The organism is Acinetobacter sp. ANC_7635 (genome assembly GCF_056779945.1).
The window spans coordinates 55,612-73,357 of sequence record NZ_JBWYIS010000005.1 but is presented as its reverse complement, the minus strand read 5'-3'; the positions used below and the strand labels follow the sequence as shown (position 1 = coordinate 73,357).

17 protein-coding genes and 1 riboswitch are annotated in these 17,746 nt (G+C 40.1%); of the genes, 10 read left to right on the top strand and 7 right to left on the bottom strand.

Annotated features, from left to right (window positions below):
* Window positions 1–18: 18 nt before the first annotated feature.
* Window positions 19–744 carry a phosphate signaling complex protein PhoU gene (gene phoU / locus AC1M89_RS07790; protein ID WP_035263928.1) on the bottom strand — a complete coding sequence of 242 codons (726 nt, stop codon included), beginning with the start codon at window positions 742–744 and terminating at the stop codon, window positions 19–21.
* A gap of 96 nt (window positions 745–840) precedes the next feature.
* Window positions 841–2,181 (bottom strand): multidrug efflux outer membrane protein AbuO, encoded by a 1,341-nt coding sequence (gene abuO / locus AC1M89_RS07785; protein WP_481591481.1) that lies wholly within the window; start codon window positions 2,179–2,181, stop codon window positions 841–843.
* Window positions 2,182–2,460: 279 nt separating this feature from the next.
* Here abuO and AC1M89_RS07780 point away from each other — a divergent pair, with 279 nt between their 5' ends.
* The 7 genes from AC1M89_RS07780 to AC1M89_RS07750 all read left to right on the top strand — a co-directional run bounded on the left by AC1M89_RS07780 (window position 2,461) and on the right by AC1M89_RS07750 (window position 9,151).
* Window positions 2,461–3,513 (top strand): hypothetical protein, encoded by a 1,053-nt coding sequence (locus tag AC1M89_RS07780; protein WP_481591482.1) that lies wholly within the window; start codon window positions 2,461–2,463, stop codon window positions 3,511–3,513.
* A 40-nt stretch (window positions 3,514–3,553) separates the two neighbouring features.
* A riboswitch (TPP riboswitch) is annotated at window positions 3,554–3,673 on the top strand.
* Window positions 3,674–3,760: 87 nt separating this feature from the next.
* Window positions 3,761–5,656, top strand: a complete 1,896-nt coding sequence (gene thiC, locus AC1M89_RS07775) for a phosphomethylpyrimidine synthase ThiC (RefSeq protein WP_481591483.1) — start codon at window positions 3,761–3,763, stop codon at window positions 5,654–5,656.
* A gap of 73 nt (window positions 5,657–5,729) precedes the next feature.
* Window positions 5,730–6,356 carry an NUDIX domain-containing protein gene (locus AC1M89_RS07770; RefSeq protein WP_481591484.1) on the top strand — a complete coding sequence of 209 codons (627 nt, stop codon included), beginning with the start codon at window positions 5,730–5,732 and terminating at the stop codon, window positions 6,354–6,356.
* A gap of 3 nt (window positions 6,357–6,359) precedes the next feature.
* Window positions 6,360–7,166, top strand: coding sequence for a 3',5'-cyclic-AMP phosphodiesterase (gene cpdA / locus AC1M89_RS07765; protein WP_481591485.1), 807 nt, complete (start codon window positions 6,360–6,362; stop codon window positions 7,164–7,166).
* Between the two features lie 206 nt (window positions 7,167–7,372).
* Window positions 7,373–7,894 carry an RNA polymerase-binding protein DksA gene (gene dksA / locus AC1M89_RS07760; protein WP_035263919.1) on the top strand — a complete coding sequence of 174 codons (522 nt, stop codon included), beginning with the start codon at window positions 7,373–7,375 and terminating at the stop codon, window positions 7,892–7,894.
* Between the two features lie 59 nt (window positions 7,895–7,953).
* Window positions 7,954–8,817, top strand: coding sequence for a tRNA glutamyl-Q(34) synthetase GluQRS (gluQRS, locus tag AC1M89_RS07755; RefSeq protein WP_481591486.1), 864 nt, complete (start codon window positions 7,954–7,956; stop codon window positions 8,815–8,817).
* A 79-nt stretch (window positions 8,818–8,896) separates the two neighbouring features.
* Complete coding sequence (locus AC1M89_RS07750; protein ID WP_481589171.1) at window positions 8,897–9,151, top strand: zinc-ribbon domain-containing protein; 255 nt, start codon at window positions 8,897–8,899, stop codon at window positions 9,149–9,151.
* Between the two features lie 16 nt (window positions 9,152–9,167).
* Here the strand turns inward: AC1M89_RS07750 and ftsW are convergent, their stop codons facing one another.
* The 5 genes from ftsW to AC1M89_RS07725 form a co-directional block, all read right to left on the bottom strand.
* Window positions 9,168–10,364, bottom strand: coding sequence for a putative lipid II flippase FtsW (ftsW, locus tag AC1M89_RS07745; protein WP_035263915.1), 1,197 nt, complete (start codon window positions 10,362–10,364; stop codon window positions 9,168–9,170).
* Between the two features lie 10 nt (window positions 10,365–10,374).
* Window positions 10,375–11,730 (bottom strand): UDP-N-acetylmuramoyl-L-alanine--D-glutamate ligase, encoded by a 1,356-nt coding sequence (murD, locus tag AC1M89_RS07740; protein ID WP_481591487.1) that lies wholly within the window; start codon window positions 11,728–11,730, stop codon window positions 10,375–10,377.
* A gap of 150 nt (window positions 11,731–11,880) precedes the next feature.
* Window positions 11,881–12,129 (bottom strand): DUF6587 family protein, encoded by a 249-nt coding sequence (locus AC1M89_RS07735; RefSeq protein ID WP_481614092.1) that lies wholly within the window; start codon window positions 12,127–12,129, stop codon window positions 11,881–11,883.
* 24 nt (window positions 12,130–12,153) lie between these two features.
* A complete protein-coding gene (feoB, locus tag AC1M89_RS07730) occupies window positions 12,154–14,010 on the bottom strand; it encodes a ferrous iron transporter B (RefSeq protein WP_481591488.1) in 1,857 nt (618 codons plus the stop codon).
* Complete coding sequence (locus AC1M89_RS07725; RefSeq protein WP_481591514.1) at window positions 14,007–14,258, bottom strand: FeoA family protein; 252 nt, start codon at window positions 14,256–14,258, stop codon at window positions 14,007–14,009. Before AC1M89_RS07725 ends, feoB begins: the two co-directional genes overlap by 4 nt.
* Before the next feature lie 170 nt (window positions 14,259–14,428).
* Between AC1M89_RS07725 and xerD the strand changes: the two genes are divergently transcribed.
* From xerD to AC1M89_RS07710, 3 genes are all read left to right on the top strand, one after another.
* Entirely contained in the window at window positions 14,429–15,346 is a 918-nt protein-coding gene (gene xerD / locus AC1M89_RS07720) for a site-specific tyrosine recombinase XerD (RefSeq protein ID WP_481591489.1), read from the top strand.
* 109 nt (window positions 15,347–15,455) lie between these two features.
* A complete protein-coding gene (locus tag AC1M89_RS07715) occupies window positions 15,456–16,271 on the top strand; it encodes a DsbC family protein (RefSeq protein ID WP_481591490.1) in 816 nt (271 codons plus the stop codon).
* 124 nt (window positions 16,272–16,395) lie between these two features.
* Window positions 16,396–17,700: a homoserine dehydrogenase gene (locus AC1M89_RS07710; RefSeq protein ID WP_035263907.1), complete on the top strand. Its 1,305-nt coding sequence runs from the start codon at window positions 16,396–16,398 to the stop codon at window positions 17,698–17,700.
* The last annotated feature ends 46 nt before the right edge of the window (window positions 17,701–17,746 follow it).

The window sequence follows — 17,746 nt, the reverse complement described above, 5'->3', positions numbered from 1 at the left end:
TATTATATGAATTCTATTTTAATGATTACCTTGAACTTTTTCTTCAATCTCTTCCACACTGGTGTGTCGTACGTCATAGCCTTTAGCCATATAAATCACTTGTTCAGAAATATTTCGCGCATGGTCACCAATACGCTCCAAAGAACGCAGCACCCACATGACATTCAGAACACGAGAAATATGACGAGGATCCTCAATCATGTAGGTCATTAATGTACGTGTAGCAGATTGATATTCACGATCGATATCTGCGTCAGCCAACAATACTTTAAGTGCTTGCTCTGCATCAACACGTGCAAATGCATCCAATGCATCATGAATCATTACTCGCACTTGATTACCGATATGACGTGTTTCCATATAACCACGAGGTGATTCACCTTCTTCACATAGATTTTGGGCTATACGTGCAATTTTAGCTGCTTCATCACCAATACGTTCTAAATCGGTATTGGCCTTGCTCATTGCAATCACCATACGCAGATCACTTGCAGCAGGATGGCGACGCACTAAAATCAAAGTCAAACCTTCATCAATTTCACGCTCATAGCGATTTACCGTATTATCCTGAAATTGGACATCTACAGCTAAATTCACATTTGTATCTAAAAGAGCATGAATGGCATTAGCAACTTGTTGCTCAACCAAACCACCCATCGCCATAAATTTGGTATGGACATCTTGCAAATCTTCGTTAAATTGAGAAGAAATATGGTGGCTAAGTACAGGATTATTAGAGCTCAAAGTCTTATTACTCCACACAGCGTGAATGGATTGAAATTTTTGCCATATTAAAGCATATCAATTGTGAATATTTGATGACAAAACAATCAATTTATTCTATTTTTCAACTAACCATGCATTCATTTGACGAAGCTCATTTTCATTCAATTGACCCACAGAAGCCTTCAACCTCAACACATTCAACACATAATCATATTGAGCATTCACAAAATCTAATCGCGTTGCAAAAGCATTTCTTTGCGCAAGCAACACATCAACCATACTTTTAAGCCCTTCATCATACTGAGCTTGGGATGCTTTCGCGACTAATGCTGAAGAATCCATGGCAGCTTTGCGCGCTTGCAATGTAGCACTATCCATATCAATTTGTAGGTAAGATTTTTTAGCATCTGTGGTTGCTTTACGTATCGCAGCTTCTAATTGGCGTTCCGACTTTTTAACATTTTTTGTCGCTTTATCAATATTAATTTTAGTTCGCCCACCGGTATAGGCATTCCAGTTCATTTCTACACCCACCTGATCGAACTGTCCATCACTCGATATAGCTGTTTGTGGTGACTGTTCACTATATCCATAAGTGGCTACGGCTTCGACTTGAGGATAAAGCGCCGCTTGCTCTACACGTCGCTGATCATTGGCATATTGACGTTGCAAACGCGCTTGTAGAATTTCAAGATTCTGTTCTTGAGCTAATTTAGTCCATTCACTCATGATATTCGGTACAGGCTTTTGATACTCGAAATCATCACTTAAAACAGCGAGCTTTTCTTGGTAAGGTCCAATCAACTGAGCAAGTTGCTCTTGTGCCAAGATTAATTGAACACCTGTCGCAATTCGATTTGCTCGCGCATTTTGATATTGTGCATTCGCTTCGCTCACATCGCTTTCAGCAACTAAACCTTCTTTGAGTTTGGCATTCATCATATTGAGCTGCTCGAATAATGCTTTTTCTTCTTGAGCGTTAGTGAGCGTTAAAGACTGTTGACGTAGTACATTAAAATAAGCTTCAGAGACATTTAATATATGTTGTTGCTGTTGCTGTTTTAAAGTGACTTCACTCAGTTGAACTGAGGTTTTTACCTGTTTATATCCCTGCCAAGCATCCATTCTGAAAATGGGTTGTCGTGCAGTAATCGCAATTTGACGAGTGGTCGATGTCGATGCCAACAGGTCAGAACTATTAAAAAAAGGATTCGATTCTGTACTTGAACGATTTACATCTTGGTTTTTACGCGTCACATTTCCTGAAACGGTTACTGTCGGCAGCAAATTACCTTTTGCTAAACCTATATTTAACTGGTCAGCCTCATACTGCAACACGTTGGCTTGCCAATTTGGATCGGTTTGCTTTGCTCGCTCATAGGCTTCAACGAGGTTCAATGCAAAGCTCATCGGGCTAAGTGCAATTAAACTGACTGCAAGTAGAGTTTTTTTCATGATAATGACTTCACAGCACCTTAAGCATTTGAATAACAAGTAATTAGAATAGGATGTTGCAAATATAATCTTTAATCGAGCTTTTTACGTATCAATTTTATTATTTTTTCATTTAATCCGGAGAATTATTTTGAATTATGCACATTGATGTATGTTTTTCATACATTATTTTAACGCTTGATTGCGAAGCAACTACAATAAATTTCACTGTACGGTTTTAAAATAAGTGAAAATCTATTTGCGCCTCATTTCACACTTTAACTGTATTTTGATATCTCAATGAAGTCATTTTTGCACACGTTTAAGCCTATTCGTCAATTATTGACTCTTATGGTCGTAAGTCTTGGCTTAACTGCGTGTCAAAAACCGATTTCCGAAGAAATACCTACTGAATCTCCAAACCCAACCCAAAACCAGAACACCACACCTGATCTCAACCTTATTTGTCAAAAACTCAAAAAAGAAATGCTCGGGATAACTGCTCAACGGACTACATTCGCCATTGAGCAAATCAATCAAGATATTCGACTTTGTCTTCCCTTAATGCCCTTTCAGGAACAGAAAGAATTGATCGGTTTGGCAGACATCATGTATAGAAATTTCTTAAGTATAGATCGATCAGCTGATCAGCAAAAAGCTTTTGATTTATATGCTCATGACCAGTCGCAATTTCCGACGATTCAACAATCACAAATTGAAAAATTACATCCACGAGATCAATATTTACTTCGGCATAAAGGTCAAGCGTATATTGATCTCGTCGATATTAACCACCAAGCAACCTATCAAAGAAACCCATATTATTTAGCACGAGTATTTGCCCCCTATTTCCCTGAGGCAGAACAAGCATTTATGCAAGAACTTGCTGAACAAAATCAGCAAGCACAATTTGAAGATCCTCATTTTCATCTTGAAGCAAAAGAGATTTCTAGACGTGCCCAGTATTGGGAAAATTATCTAAAAAAATATCCTCAAAGCAGTTTCCGTTTAGATGCAGAGTACCTTTATCATTTTTATTCAAATCTATTATTTAAAGGTCTCAACCATGATCCTGTTTCTCATGATTTTGAAGGACGTGTTGAAATTGCACCCGATGCTTTAGCTGAAATCGAACAACTCGCAAATATGAAAAATAGTCGTTTAGCAGATCAAGCGAGACTTTTCTTAAAATTTATCGAACTGGATTCACAACAAAAAAGTAAATTAACTTCAAATCAGACTGATCAAAATCCGCAAGTTCTTATACAGCTAAGTCACTATTTAAACTTAAAAACTGTTGATCTTGAAAATCGTCGTAATTGCTTTAAAGACGCAATTTGTTATGCATCATAGTCTGATGACTTTAATCGGACTTTATATGTTAATATTTTGGCATCGCTTGACGGAGCGCGAGTAATAACTCGCTGAGATCACCTAAAACATTGTTTTGATGGTGAGTACCGTTGAACCTGATCAGGTTAATACCTGCGTAGGAATCAAGCCATCTAAAAACTTTGTTCTAGGTTATTCATTCAGGATAATTCCGCCACCGTTTTTGGTCGTGCTTGATTCGTTGATGTCATTCATAAGGATCATTGCAATGAACCAATTAACGAATCTTTCAAATACAGATCTCTCTGCTCAACATGAGCAAGATGCTCAAGATCTCACCCGCATTTTACCAGCGTCAAAAAAAGTCTATGTTCAGGGTTCTCGTCCAGATATTCGCGTACCCATGCGTGAAATTGCACTCTCCGATACACCAACGGGCTTAGGCGGTGAGTATAATCCTGCCATTTTGGTGTATGACACTTCAGGTGTTTATACCGACCCTGAGATTCAAATTGATTTAAATCGAGGCCTACCAAACCTCAGAGATACATGGCTTGAAGAGCGCGCAGATACAGAACAACTCGCGACATTAAGCTCAAAATTTGGGCGAGAACGTCTTCAAGATATTCGTACAGCTGGCATTCGTTTCGCACATATCCAGAAACCTCGTCGAGCTAAACCAGGACATAACGTTACGCAAATGCATTATGCTAAGCAGGGTATTATCACGCCTGAAATGGAATACATTGCGATTCGAGAAAACCAAAAACAGCGCGAAGGTGTGGATACTCGCCAACATGTTGGTCAAAACTTTGGTGCAAAAAATTTATTAGAAATTACACCCGAATTTGTACGCCAAGAAGTCGCTGCAGGTCGTGCCATTATTCCTGCCAATATCAATCATCCTGAACTCGAACCGATGATTATCGGACGAAATTTCCTAGTGAAAATCAATGCCAATATTGGCAACTCAGCACTGGGTTCATCCATTGATGAAGAAGTGGCAAAAATGACATGGGCAACACGTTGGGGTGCTGACACCATCATGGATTTATCTACGGGTAAAAATATTCACGAAACACGCGAGTGGATTATTCGAAACTCCCCTGTACCTATTGGAACTGTTCCGATTTATCAAGCATTAGAAAAGGTGGATGGAATAGCAGAAGATCTTACATGGGAAATTTTTAAAGACACTTTAATCGAACAAGCTGAGCAAGGGGTTGATTACTTCACGATTCATGCTGGTGTTTTATTACGCTATGTTCCTCTCACAGCCAATCGCTTAACGGGCATCGTTTCACGCGGCGGTTCAATCATGGCACAGTGGTGTCTTGCACATCATAAAGAAAATTTCTTATACACCCATTTTGATGAAATCTGCGAGATCATGAAAGCCTATGATGTCTCATTCAGCTTAGGTGATGGTTTACGCCCTGGGTGCATTCAAGATGCCAATGACGAAGCCCAATTTTCTGAACTGCGTACATTAGGAGAATTAACCCATCGAGCTTGGGAACACGATGTGCAAGTCATGATTGAAGGTCCTGGTCATGTTCCTATGCATATGATTAAAGAAAATATGGATTTACAACTTGAGGTTTGCAAAGAAGCACCTTTTTATACATTAGGACCATTAACAACAGATATTGCACCTGGTTATGATCATATTACGTCAGCAATTGGTGCAGCCATGATCGGTTGGTATGGAACAGCGATGCTTTGTTACGTAACACCTAAAGAGCATTTAGGTCTACCCAATAAAAAGGACGTCAAAGATGGCATTATCACCTATAAAATTGCAGCACATGCTGCAGACCTCGCCAAAGGACACCCAGGTGCTCAAGTCCGTGATAATGCGCTTTCAAAAGCACGTTTTGAGTTTCGTTGGGAAGATCAATTTAATTTAAGTTTAGATCCTGATACGGCACGTAGTATGCATGATGAAACCATGCCGAAAGAGGCACATAAATCAGCGCATTTCTGTTCGATGTGTGGACCTAAATTTTGCTCAATGAAGATTACCCAAAATGTGCGTGAATACGCTCAAAATCAGCAGTCTGACAACCTAGATCTCAAGTTAAATCAAGAGATTGAATCAGGTCTCAACGCCATGAAAAATGAGTATCATAAGCAAGGACAAAAGTTGTATCAGAAGCTGTAAAAATTAAAAAATCTGTTTTTCTTTAATGCAATCTCAGTTAGGATGAAATAAATTTTTGTCCTAACGTATACGAATGAAAATTCTTGAAAAAGCTACTTACAATAATAAAGATTTTAAGGTCCATTCTCGCGAATCCCTTTATCAAGGATTCATTCGTATAGAGAAAGTGAGCATCACACATCGTTTATTTGGTGAGAATACTTATACCCCAACAATTCATCGTGAATTAGTGCATCGAAAAGAAGCTGCTGGTGTACTCATCTACAATGATGCACTCAAGCGCTTTGCACTGATTGAACAATTCCGAATTGGTGCAATCGATGATCCTATCTCCCCATGGCAACTAGAAATCATTGCAGGCGTATTAGATGGCGATGAATCACCTGAAACATGCATTCAGCGTGAGAGTTTAGAAGAATCTGGTTGTGAAATTCGTAATCTGGAACATTTATTTACCTTCTACCCTTCTGCTGGTGCGTGCGATGAAGTTTTTCATTTGTATGTTGCAGAAGCAGATCTTCCTGAGCTAGGCGGTATTCATGGTATGCCAGATGAAGGTGAGAATATCCAACTGCATATCTTAGCTTATTCAGATCTTGAACCATTATTGGCATCCAAACGATTGTGTAATGCACCTGTCATCATGGCTCTGCAATGGCTCAAACAGCACATTGCCACTACCTCTATAGCGCTGAGGTAATTTATGACGCCTTTAATCAAACAGAATAAAAATGATCAGCTCATTATCCAAATTACCGATACTCATCTCATGGATCATCCTGACACGCCGTTTGTTCAGATAAATCCTGAACAAAGTTTTCATGCAGTGATCAATGATATTTTAAATCGCTATCAAGACATTGATGCGATTATTCATACAGGTGACTTGGCACAGGTACCACATGAGGCAACTTATCAGCGATATTTGAGTTTCATGAAAAATTTGAATATTCCGTTTTATCAAATTCCAGGGAATCATGATGATGCCGAATATTTTCCTTTTGCAGCGCCTGATCCTATACCGGCCGTGTTAACTTTCGAAACGTGGAAAATCGTCCTATTAAATAGTGCTGTGCCCCACAAAGTAGATGGTTGGATTAAAGCAGAACAATTGAATCATTTATCAATGATTCTTCAGGAAACACAGCAGCACCCAGTCATTTTGGCGTGTCATCATCACCCACTTGAAATGAATTCCAAGTGGATTGATCGACACATCTTAAAAAATTCAGATCAATTGACACAGATCATGGCAGAGTATCAACAGATTCAAGCAGTGATCTTTGGACATGTGCACCAAGATTCGTTGAATGTCTGGAAAAATATTCAATTTTTATCAACGCCTTCCACCTCTGTTCAGTTTAAACCAAAGACTGAAGATTTTGCCTTTGATGACCTTGCACCAGGCTATCGCAGCCTGCTATTGAAAGCTGATGGTAGCTTTGAAACACGTGTTCATCGCCTACAAAATTTTGCGCAAAATATTAATAAAGAAATTTCAGGTTATTAGCTTTTCTTTTAAAGTGTTTTGGATTAAGTTATCTGTCCGAATGGAATCTGAACAGTCCAAAACAGATATTCATAGCTTTCATCTTTGATAAAAAATCTATATGATGACGCCCCCGATAGCAACAATCTATCGGAAGCGATAAAAACACTTGCATATCACCATATTTTTTGCGTACGCAAACACGCATATGATGAGGAATGCCCTTTATGGCGAATGACAACCAAAATCAAGTCTTGGAAGAAAACAACGTAGTTGCTGAAAAAGTAAAACGCGTGCGTAAGACCAAGCCAAAGACTTCCGAAGGCGGTACTACAGCGAGTCTATTTGGCATCGAGCCTTATCAGCCGAAAAAAAATGAAGAATACATGTCTGAAGGTCAACTTGAGCATTTCCGTCAAATTTTATTGGCATGGAAAGACGAGTTAATGTCAGAAGTGGATCGAACATTAAATACAATGCAAGATGAAAATACTGCATTGCCTGATGTAAATGACCGTGCAACGCAAGAAGAAGAGTTTGCGATTGAGCTTCGTACTCGTGACCGTGAACGCAAGTTAATTCGCAAAATTGAACAATCTATCGAAGCAATCAAAAATGATGACTATGGTTTCTGTGAAACCTGTGGGATCGAAATTGGCTTACGTCGTTTAGAGGCTCGTCCAACAGCGACGCTTTGCATTGATTGCAAAACTTTAGCTGAAATTAAAGAGAAACAAAATAACGGTTAATCATGTTATTTAATAATCCTTCCCTAACCCCTCCTTTGATAAAGGAGGGGGACAACAGGATGGCTTATGTGGGTCGGTTTGCGCCATCGCCAACCGGCCCTCTTCATTTTGGATCACTCATTACAGCTGTTGCAAGCTATTGTGAAGCAAGATCTCATGCAGGCAAATGGGTTGTACGAATTGAAGATACAGACATCCCTCGCATATATCCTGGTAGTGATGAACATATCTTGTCATGTATTGAAGCTTTCGGTTTCGAGTTTGATGACGAAATTATCTTTCAAAAAGACCGTTTAAACATCTATGAATCTGTCTTAAATGATCTTCAGCAACGTGACCTCACCTATGCCTGCCAATGTACACGCAAAATCTTAGGCTCTAATCATATCTATAGCGGTACTTGCCGCGATTTAAAACTACCACACGATCAACAAGCCATTCGGGTTAAAACATCAGACGAGTTGATTTGTTTTGAGGATCTTTTACAAGGTCAGCATTGCTCTAATTTGACCAATGAATTAGGAGATTTTGTTCTTAAACGTCGCGACGGTATTATTAATTATCAGCTCGCCGTGGTTGTGGATGATTATCTACAAGGAATGACTCATGTTGTGCGTGGTGCTGATTTGCTGGATAACACTGAACGACAAATTTGGTTAGGGCGATTATTGGGCTACCCTGAACTTCAGTATATGCATTTGCCCCTAGCAATGAATAAAGATGGTACAAAGCTTTCTAAGCAAAATTTAGCTGTAGCACTTGATCTCACCCAAGCCCCCCAACTCTTGAACAAAGCTATTCACGCATTAGGACAAGATCCAGTTGATCTAGATCAACCAAATCGCATGCTTCTACAGGCAATTCAACAATGGGATCGTAAGAAAATTCCAGTTGGCACCACCATACAAGGTGTTTTTGAATAGTGTCCATACACAATCATGCTTGTTATTCAGCTGAAAATGTTTTTGAATTCCATTTAGCTAGATTAATCAGGAGTTCATTATGTTTTTTATTTTTGGGGTAGGACCTAAAACCATCAAAACGGAAAAGGGGCAATTTCTATGCCCAGTCTGTCGTACACATAGCAATTATGAAATTAAACAACAACGCAATTATTTTTCTTTATTTTTTATTCCATTGATTCCACTATCAAAACCCAAATCTGGTCAAGTCACCTGTTTAAACTGTGGCACACATATGCCAACAATGGTGTTGCAGCAAAATAGTACTCCACCATCATCAGATTTGAATGCTTAAGATACAATCGTGTATTTTAAAAGCTAGATACTTCCTTAGCCTGATTCTTTTCTTGGGTTGTTGCTTCAATTTTCAGCATTAAACTGACCATGACAGCACACATAATCAGAGATGAACCACCATAACTAATAAATGGTAAAGTTAAACCTTTTGTTGGGAGCAGCCCCATATTCATGCCAGCATTTACCATAATTTGCAGAACAAAAATAATGCTAATCCCGTAAGCCAAATAACCCGCTCTCAAGAATTGATGTTGAATGGCACGATGCCCAATTCGAATACACGCACCCACCATAAGAAATGACAGTGCGAGAACAACCGTAATGCCCATGAAACCGAACTCTTCTGCCAAAATAGCCAACATAAAGTCCGTATGCGCCTCAGGGAGATAAGACATTTTTTGAATACTATGGCCTAAGCCTACCCCTAACCATTCACCACGTCCAAAGGCCATAAGCGCATTTGAAAGCTGATAACCAGAACCTAAAGGATCTGCCCATGGATTGGTAAAAGACATTAAACGCTCGAAACGATAAGGCTCGAACACAACCAGCACTACAAATGCCATGATAATGGCACCCAATGCAATACCAAACTGGATTAGTGGCGCACCTGCAAGAAAGAACACCCCTAACATCGTTAAGGCAACCACTACCGTTGCACCCAAGTCAGGTTCAGCAATAATCAAACCAACTGTACATAGCATTACTGTTGCTAACCGTGCCAGCCCTTTCACATTATTCCGCACTTCTTCTGCCCGACGGACAACATAATCTGCAGTAAAAATAGCCATCATCACTTTCGCAGCTTCAGTAGGCTGGAAGGTAAATCCTGCGATTCGAATCCAACGCGTCGAACCGTTCACTTCCGAACCGACTAATAACACCGCGACAAGCAATGCCATAGTCATCATCCATAACGGAAATGTGTTATTAAACCAGGTATTTAACGAAACACGATAAACCAAAATTGCTGCGACAAACGCAACCACGATGGATATGGCATGGCGGATGACATAGTGGAATGGATTTTCATGCAATCTTTCTGCGTAAGGCATAGAAGCTGAACCAACCATCACCGTTCCAATACAGAGCAGTGCAATCACACAAAAAATTAGAACATTCCTTGATGTAATTTCACTTGGAATACGTGGTAACCAACGTTGGTAAATTTTATTCACTTTATCAATCGTTGTCTGAGCTGACTCAGCCATATCTTCGTCCTTATTGTTCTTCGTGCAGCGCATTCACACAAGCAACAAATTGATGTCCGCGTTGTGGATAGCCAGTAAACATATCAAAACTTGCACATGCCGGCGAAAGCAATACCACATCATGTTGCTGTGTATTTGCTTGGCATAATTTTACTGCTTCTTCTAATGATGTAGCGTGAAGAATTGTGGTTGTGCCTTGAATTGCTTGTTCAATCACTGGCGCATCTTCACCAATGAGTACCGCGAGTTTTGCAAATTCCGTTAATGATTTTCTTAAAGCAGTAAAATCTTGCCCTTTACCTTGACCACCTAAAATGATGGCAACTTTAGCTTTCTGTACTGCGATCGCCGCACCTAAGCCGTCTAATGCTGCTAAGGTTGCCCCAATATTTGTACCTTTTGAGTCGTTATAATAACGAACACCTTGCACTTCTTTGACAAATTCGCAGCGATGTTCCAACCCCTTGAAGGTTTTCAAAGTTTCCAGCATGACCTCTAATGGTAGACCTATCGCTTCACCTAAGGCTAAACACGCAAGTGCATTTGCGACATTGTGTGTCCCTTGAATATACATCTCAGAACTTTTCAATAAACGTTCACGCCCCCTTGCTAACCACATCGTGCCATCAGTATCTCTGAGTACACCATACTGATTCATATCTGGTGCATTGAGCCCAAAACTCTGCATTGGCGTTGCATCAGGTACTAAAGGACGTGTCAAAGAGTCATCCCGATTGAAGACCACTTTCTTGACACCTTGAAAAATACGATGTTTGGCAGTGTGATATCCCATCATATCGCCATGACGATCGAGATGGTCTTCGCTCATATTTAAGACGACAGCAACTTCAGCATTTAAGTTCGATGTAGTTTCTAATTGGAAACTGGATAGTTCTAAGATATATAGCTCTGGATCATCTTTGGTTAAATCTAAGGCTGGACGTCCTAAATTCCCCCCTACAGCGACTTTCTTGCCTGCATATTTCGCCATTAAGCCGATCAAGGTGGTCACTGTGCTTTTTGCATTAGAACCTGTTATTGCAACAATAGGCTTTTCAGTCGCACGTCGTAAAATTTGAATTTCACTGACAACAGGAATGCCTTGTGCAAGTGCTGTTTGAATCACTGGCAGTTTAGGATCAAGCCCTGGACTGATAATAATTTCCTCAGCAGACAACAACATTTCTTCGTCAAATTTCCCAAAGCTAGTTTGGACTTCAGGTGGAATTTGATCATGTCCAGGTGGAGAGGTCCTCGAATCTGTTACTGCAACGTGATAGCCTTTTTCATGTAGAAAATTTACCGCAGCAACACCCGAAATTCCGAGTCCTGCGACAACTTTTAATCCACCACGCTGTATTAACATTTCTGCCCCATATTTTAGTCTAATTAGAAACTGCCGAAATGTTAGCACTTTGCTGCTTTGAATGCTTTTTTTGATTTCATAATCTTGACATTATTTTGTGTCCATGCGTAAAAAAACCGCCAATTTAGGCGGTTTTTTTATTGAAGTAAACTACTTCCATTTCACAGCTTGAGGGTTTAACTTGGGTGTTTCCTTGTCTGAAACAGGACAAGCGCAATTTCCGCCACATCCAGCAGTCATTTTGGGTTTAAGCCACTTTGATAGTGCCTTCCACCCTTTTCTTTCCGTGGCATCTGATAGTTTCATAAAGACTGAATTTGACGTCTGTGGAAAAACCTTTTTGAATACGATCAATGCACTCCAAAGGACCAATGCCGTAATAATTAGAATTTCAATCATCTCAGTCTCCTCAACTCTTCAGATTTAAGCTAACACGCTGGTCGCGACTTGATAGGTCAAGAACGACATAAAGTACGCTAAACCAAATAAATAGACGGTCATAAAGCCAACTGTCTTCCAAGAACCTGTTTCGCGTCTCACTGTCGCTAATGTCGCCAAACAATGTGGTGCATAAATGAACCAGACCAAAAGTGATAATCCTGTTGCTAAAGACCAGCCCAAATCCCCACCACTACTAATCAGTGATGCCAAGCCTTCCGACATCGCATCCTCATCAACAGCAGACAAAGCATACACCGTGCCTAAAGCAGCAACGACAACTTCACGCGCAGCCATGGCTGGAATTAAGGCAATACAAATCTGCCAATTAAAGCCTAATGGCGCAAAGATTGGTTGCATCAAATGACCTAACATCCCCGCAAATGAATAATCAATCGCAGGTAATGTTGCACCCTCAGGTGGTTGTGGGAATGTGCACAAGAACCATAATAAAATAGAAAGCGCAAAGATGATTCCACCGACTCGCTTTAAAAAGATTTTTGCTCGATCAAGCAAACCAATCCACACATTTTTCAAATCTGGAAAACGATAGCTTGGAAGTTCCATCAATAGCATATGTTGAGATTTATCTTTTTGGAAAAACTTCAACACAAACGATACGATCAGTGCACTCACAATCCCTGCCATATATAGACCGAACAGCACTAAACCTTGAAGGTTAAATAGTCCCCAAACCGTTTGAGAAGGCACAAAAGCTGCAATCAACAACGCATAAACGGGTAAACGAGCTGAACAAGTCATCAATGGTGCAACAAAGATCGTGGTCAAACGGTCTCTTGGATCACTAATAGTCCTTGATGCCATGATTCCAGGAATTGCACACGCAAAACTCGACAGTAATGGAATAAACGCACGTCCCGAAAGACCTGCTTTATACATCAAATTATCAAGTAAGAATGCCGCTCGGGGTAAATAACCTGATTCTTCAAGCACCAAGATAAAGAAGAATAAGATGAGAATCTGAGGCAAAAAGACAACTACACCACCAGCACCCGCGATAATTCCATCAACCACTAAACTATTGAGTAATGGATGGGCAATATTCTCGCCAACAACTTCACCCAACCAGCCAAAGAACGTCTCAATACCATCCATGAAGGGTGCCGCCCAAGCAAAAACTGCTTGGAAAATGACGAACATCATCACCGCTAAACTGAATAGACCAAATACAGGGTGCAGAAAGATTTTATCGAGAAAAACTGAACGTTTATCATCAAATTCAACAAATTGAACGGCATCTTTGACAATCGCTTCAACTTTGTCGTGATCAGATCCTTTCAAACCTGTCAGCTCAGTTTGAGGAACAGCATATTTGCCATGATCTAGCGCATTCATCAGGTTTTCAATACCTGAGCGACGTACAGCAACCGTTTCTACAACTGGAATGCCTAAGCGCTCAGAAAGCTTCTGAGTATTGATTTGCATTCCACGACGGCGAGCTTCATCCATCATGTTAAGCACGAGTAGCATTGGACGACCCAATTGGATCAACTCCAAAACTAAACCAAGGTGCAACTTCAGATTGGTTGCATCTACAACGCATAAAAATGCATCTTGACGACCTTCTTCCGCAATTTTCCCATAAACAACATCACGGGTGATTTCTTCATCTGGACTAGTTGCGTCTAAACTATACGTTCCTGGCAAGTCTAAAACACGAACCGCTTTACCTGAGTTTAGCGTGAAATGACCAATTTTTCGCTCAACGGTTACACCTGCATAGTTACCTACTTTTTGGCGTGTTCCAGTCAAATGATTGAATAATGAAGTTTTACCACAGTTAGGATTACCAACAAGGGCAACACGCAACGCATCGCTCATGCCGACACTCCTTCTATTTCAATTTTTTCTGCTTCATTTTTTCTTAAGGCAAAGCGAGTAAAACCCACTTGAATGAGAATTGGTTCGCCACCAAACAGTCCTTTCGTAATGACTTGTACTTTAGTTCCGGCAACAAATCCTAGCGTTTCTAAACGACTTGCCACCATATCTGTAGAAGTACCATCTACAGTGCGATGCACTTGCGTAATGATGGCAGATTGTTTGACTTTCAAATCAGATAAACGCACCGTACCTAACCCTAAAAAATTTTGAACAGTATACATACAAATGAGAATTATTACCGCACTCTCATCAAGAATGATTCGCATCTTCTTATAACACATCGACATGCATAGAAAATTACACTACATTAGATAATCTCAATTAAATCAATCGAATTTCTCAATCGAATATCCATATGATTAATAAGAAACCTCGAATTCCTACCCCCATTCAAATTCCAGAACAACTTTCGTTCTTATACGGATTTCGGGATTATTTAATCGCTCAGTCTGTTAGTCCGCACACCCGAAATGCTTATCTCACAGATTTAGTCCAATGCAGTACTCTGTTAACCAGCCCCATGACCTTATGGTCACATGATGATATTTCAGATGTACTGATTGAGCTCACCAAACAAGGGAAAAGTCCTCGATCAATTGCTCGCACTTTATCGGCACTTCGGTCTTTTTATAAATTTTTAAGAGAGCAAAATTTAAGAACAGATAATCCTATAGCAGCGCACAAAACACCCAAGTTAGGACGAGCGTTACCTAAAGATTTATCTGAGCAAGATGTTGAATCACTCATTCAAGCACCAGATACAAACACAGCGTTAGGCTTGCGTGATCGCACGATGTTTGAAGTCCTTTATGCTTGTGGTTTACGCGTGAGCGAACTGATTAATTTAAGAATAGATCACATCAATCTCAATCAGGGTTTTTTGCGAATTTTGGGCAAAGGAAATAAAGAGCGTTTAGTTCCTTTGGGGCAAATTGCTGTGGAATGGATTGAAAAATACTTAGCAGAAGCTCGCCCCCAACTCCATAAAAGTGCTACAGATTACTTATTCCTGACCCAACATGGCGGGATTATGAGCCGTCAAAACTTTTGGTATGCCATCAAACGTTATGCCCTCCAAGCAGGTATACCTACAGAGCTATCCCCCCATACATTAAGACATGCTTTTGCAACTCACCTGCTCAATCATGGTGCAGATCTCCGAGTGGTACAAATGCTCTTAGGGCATAGTGATTTATCGACAACCCAAATTTATACGCATGTTGCACAAATTCGCATGCAACAACTTCATGCTCAGCATCATCCCCGTGGCTAAGTCATCGATCTGAATTTTGTAGCACTGAGCTATAATTTAGGATTTGAGAATATTTTTTGTTATGCTTAGCGCAGTAAAAATAATGCTGAAAACTTTAAAAGGGTTGTTTATGTTATTTACCCGTTCGAAAATTTTATTCGTTTCTACCCTTGCAACGACGCTTTTTATGTATGCATGCTCCAAGTCTGAAGACACACAAAAATCAGATGGTACTTTAACGGCAACTGCTCCAGCAACCGGCCAAGCATCAAATTTAACTGAGCGAAATGCGCAACAACGCTTGATTCAAAAGTTAGAGAAAAATTTTAAAACCGCAAATATCAATGCCAAAATTATAGACATTAAACCAACCGAAGTACCAAATCTTTACTGGGTCAATTTAGAGGGTATGACTGCGGTATACACTACTGCAGATGGTCAATATATTTTCCAAGGTGATTTACTACGTTTAGGTAATAAAAAAGTTGAAGATATTGGACAATCCTTCCAGTCGGCATTGAGTAAAGGGTTACTAAGCCAGTTAAAAGCTGAAGATCTCATTATTTATCCAGCTAAATCTAAAACCAAACATATCGTTTACGTTTTTACAGATATCAGCTGCCCTTACTGCCATAAATTGCATGAACATATGGATGAAATCAATTCTAAAGGAATTGAAGTTCGTTATATCGCGTGGCCACGTGGAGAACAATATTTCCCAGCAATGGAAAGTGTCTGGTGTAGTAAGGATCGTAGAACCGCATTTGATCAAGCTATTGCAGGTCAACAATTGGACAATGCCAACTGTGAAAATCCTGTTAAAGATCAGTACCAAATGGGTTTAAAAATGGGTGTAAATGGAACGCCTGCAATTTACAGCTCAGAAGGTGTTTATCTTGGTGGATACATGACAGCAGATGAAATACTACGTAGCTTAAATAACTAATATTTATGAGATAAATTACTGCTTTTTATACATCAATATTTAACTCGATTGACCCTAGAGTCTGCCTCTTTTTTTAGCTATGATCTAGGTTCAATAAAATTTTACATATTTTTTGGAGTGTGACGTGAAACCAGTTCGTCTGGCAATACTCGGTCTAGGAACCGTAGGTGGTGGTGCCCTTAAACTATTACAAGAAAACGCTGCTGAAATTAGACGTCGCACCGGTCGTGAAATTCAAATTACTTATGTGGGTACTCGTCGCCCTCGCCCAGATTTAAATCTTCCAGACTCAGTTAAACAAAGTGCCGACCTTCTTGATATCGTTCGTCAACCTGATGTTGATGTTGTTGTTGAAGTCATGGGTGGTATTCACCCTGCTTATGAAGTCATCAAAGAAGCAATTGTTCATGGCAAACAAGTTGTCACTGCCAATAAGGCGCTTTTAGCTGAACATGGTAACGAATTATTTAAACTTGCTGAAGACAATGCTGTGCAGATCGCCTATGAAGCAGCTGTTGCTGGCGGTATTCCAATTATCAAAGTAATTCGTGAAGGCTTAGCTGCCAATAAAATCGAGTGGCTTGCAGGCATCATTAATGGTACAGGCAACTTTATTCTAAGTGAAATGCGTGAAAAAGGACGTGCTTTTGCTGACGTTTTGAAAGAAGCGCAAGAACTTGGCTACGCTGAAGCAGATCCAACCTTTGATGTAGAAGGGATTGATGCTGCTCACAAGTTAACCATTCTTGCTTCTTGTGCATTTGGTATTCCACTTCAATTTGATAAAGTTTTTACTGAAGGAATTGGTAAAGTTACTGCACAAGATGTGAAGTATGCTGAAGATCTTGGCTTCCGTATTAAGCATTTAGGTATTGCACGTCGTGCAGAAAAAGGCATTGAACTACGTGTTCACCCAACGCTCATTCCAGATGATCAGTTGATCGCAAATGTAAACGGCGTTAAAAATGCTGTTCTCGTACAAGCGAACGCAGTCGGCCCAACTTTATATTATGGTGCTGGTGCTGGTGCTGGTCCAACTGCTTCTGCCGTAGTCGCTGACGTTGTCGATATCGTTCGTGACATTTCTTATACTGAAGACGGTGCTGGAACTATTCCACAATTAGCATTTGAAGCACTCACAGACTTACCAATTCTAAGTCGTGAAGAAATGACAACGGGTTACTACATCCGCATTAATGCTGAAGATCAAACGGGTGTACTTGCTGAAGTTACTACGATCTTGAGTCGTGCAGGAATCAGTATTGATGCCATTATGCAGCAACCTCGCTTAAAAGACCTTATTCCTATCGTGATTCTGACAGATCCTATTGTTGAATCAAAAATGGATGAAGCGCTTTCACAAATTCAAGCATTACCCGTCATCCATGGCGAAATTGTACGAATTCGTTTAGAATCGCTTGATAATTAATCATCTCGGGTAGAGGGTACTGCTGCCCTCTCCAGCTCTACACACA

Bases quoted from the DNA above. Each gene is read 5' to 3' on its own strand.
- AC1M89_RS07770 (WP_481591484.1), top strand. From the start codon at position 5,730: ATGAAAATTCTTGAAAAAGCTACTTACAATAATAAAGATTTTAAGGTC.
- AC1M89_RS07715 (WP_481591490.1), top strand. From the start codon at position 15,456: ATGTTATTTACCCGTTCGAAAATTTTATTCGTTTCTACCCTTGCAACG.
- dksA (WP_035263919.1), top strand. From the start codon at position 7,373: ATGGCGAATGACAACCAAAATCAAGTCTTGGAAGAAAACAACGTAGTT.
- xerD (WP_481591489.1), top strand. From the start codon at position 14,429: ATGATTAATAAGAAACCTCGAATTCCTACCCCCATTCAAATTCCAGAA.
- gluQRS (WP_481591486.1), top strand. From the start codon at position 7,954: ATGGCTTATGTGGGTCGGTTTGCGCCATCGCCAACCGGCCCTCTTCAT.
- cpdA (WP_481591485.1), top strand. From the start codon at position 6,360: ATGACGCCTTTAATCAAACAGAATAAAAATGATCAGCTCATTATCCAA.
- AC1M89_RS07750 (WP_481589171.1), top strand. From the start codon at position 8,897: ATGTTTTTTATTTTTGGGGTAGGACCTAAAACCATCAAAACGGAAAAG.
- abuO (WP_481591481.1), bottom strand. From the start codon at position 2,181: ATGAAAAAAACTCTACTTGCAGTCAGTTTAATTGCACTTAGCCCGATG.
- ftsW (WP_035263915.1), bottom strand. From the start codon at position 10,364: ATGGCTGAGTCAGCTCAGACAACGATTGATAAAGTGAATAAAATTTAC.
- murD (WP_481591487.1), bottom strand. From the start codon at position 11,730: ATGTTAATACAGCGTGGTGGATTAAAAGTTGTCGCAGGACTCGGAATT.
- AC1M89_RS07735 (WP_481614092.1), bottom strand. From the start codon at position 12,129: ATGATTGAAATTCTAATTATTACGGCATTGGTCCTTTGGAGTGCATTG.
- feoB (WP_481591488.1), bottom strand. From the start codon at position 14,010: ATGAGCGATGCGTTGCGTGTTGCCCTTGTTGGTAATCCTAACTGTGGT.
- thiC (WP_481591483.1), top strand. From the start codon at position 3,761: ATGAACCAATTAACGAATCTTTCAAATACAGATCTCTCTGCTCAACAT.
- AC1M89_RS07780 (WP_481591482.1), top strand. From the start codon at position 2,461: ATGAAGTCATTTTTGCACACGTTTAAGCCTATTCGTCAATTATTGACT.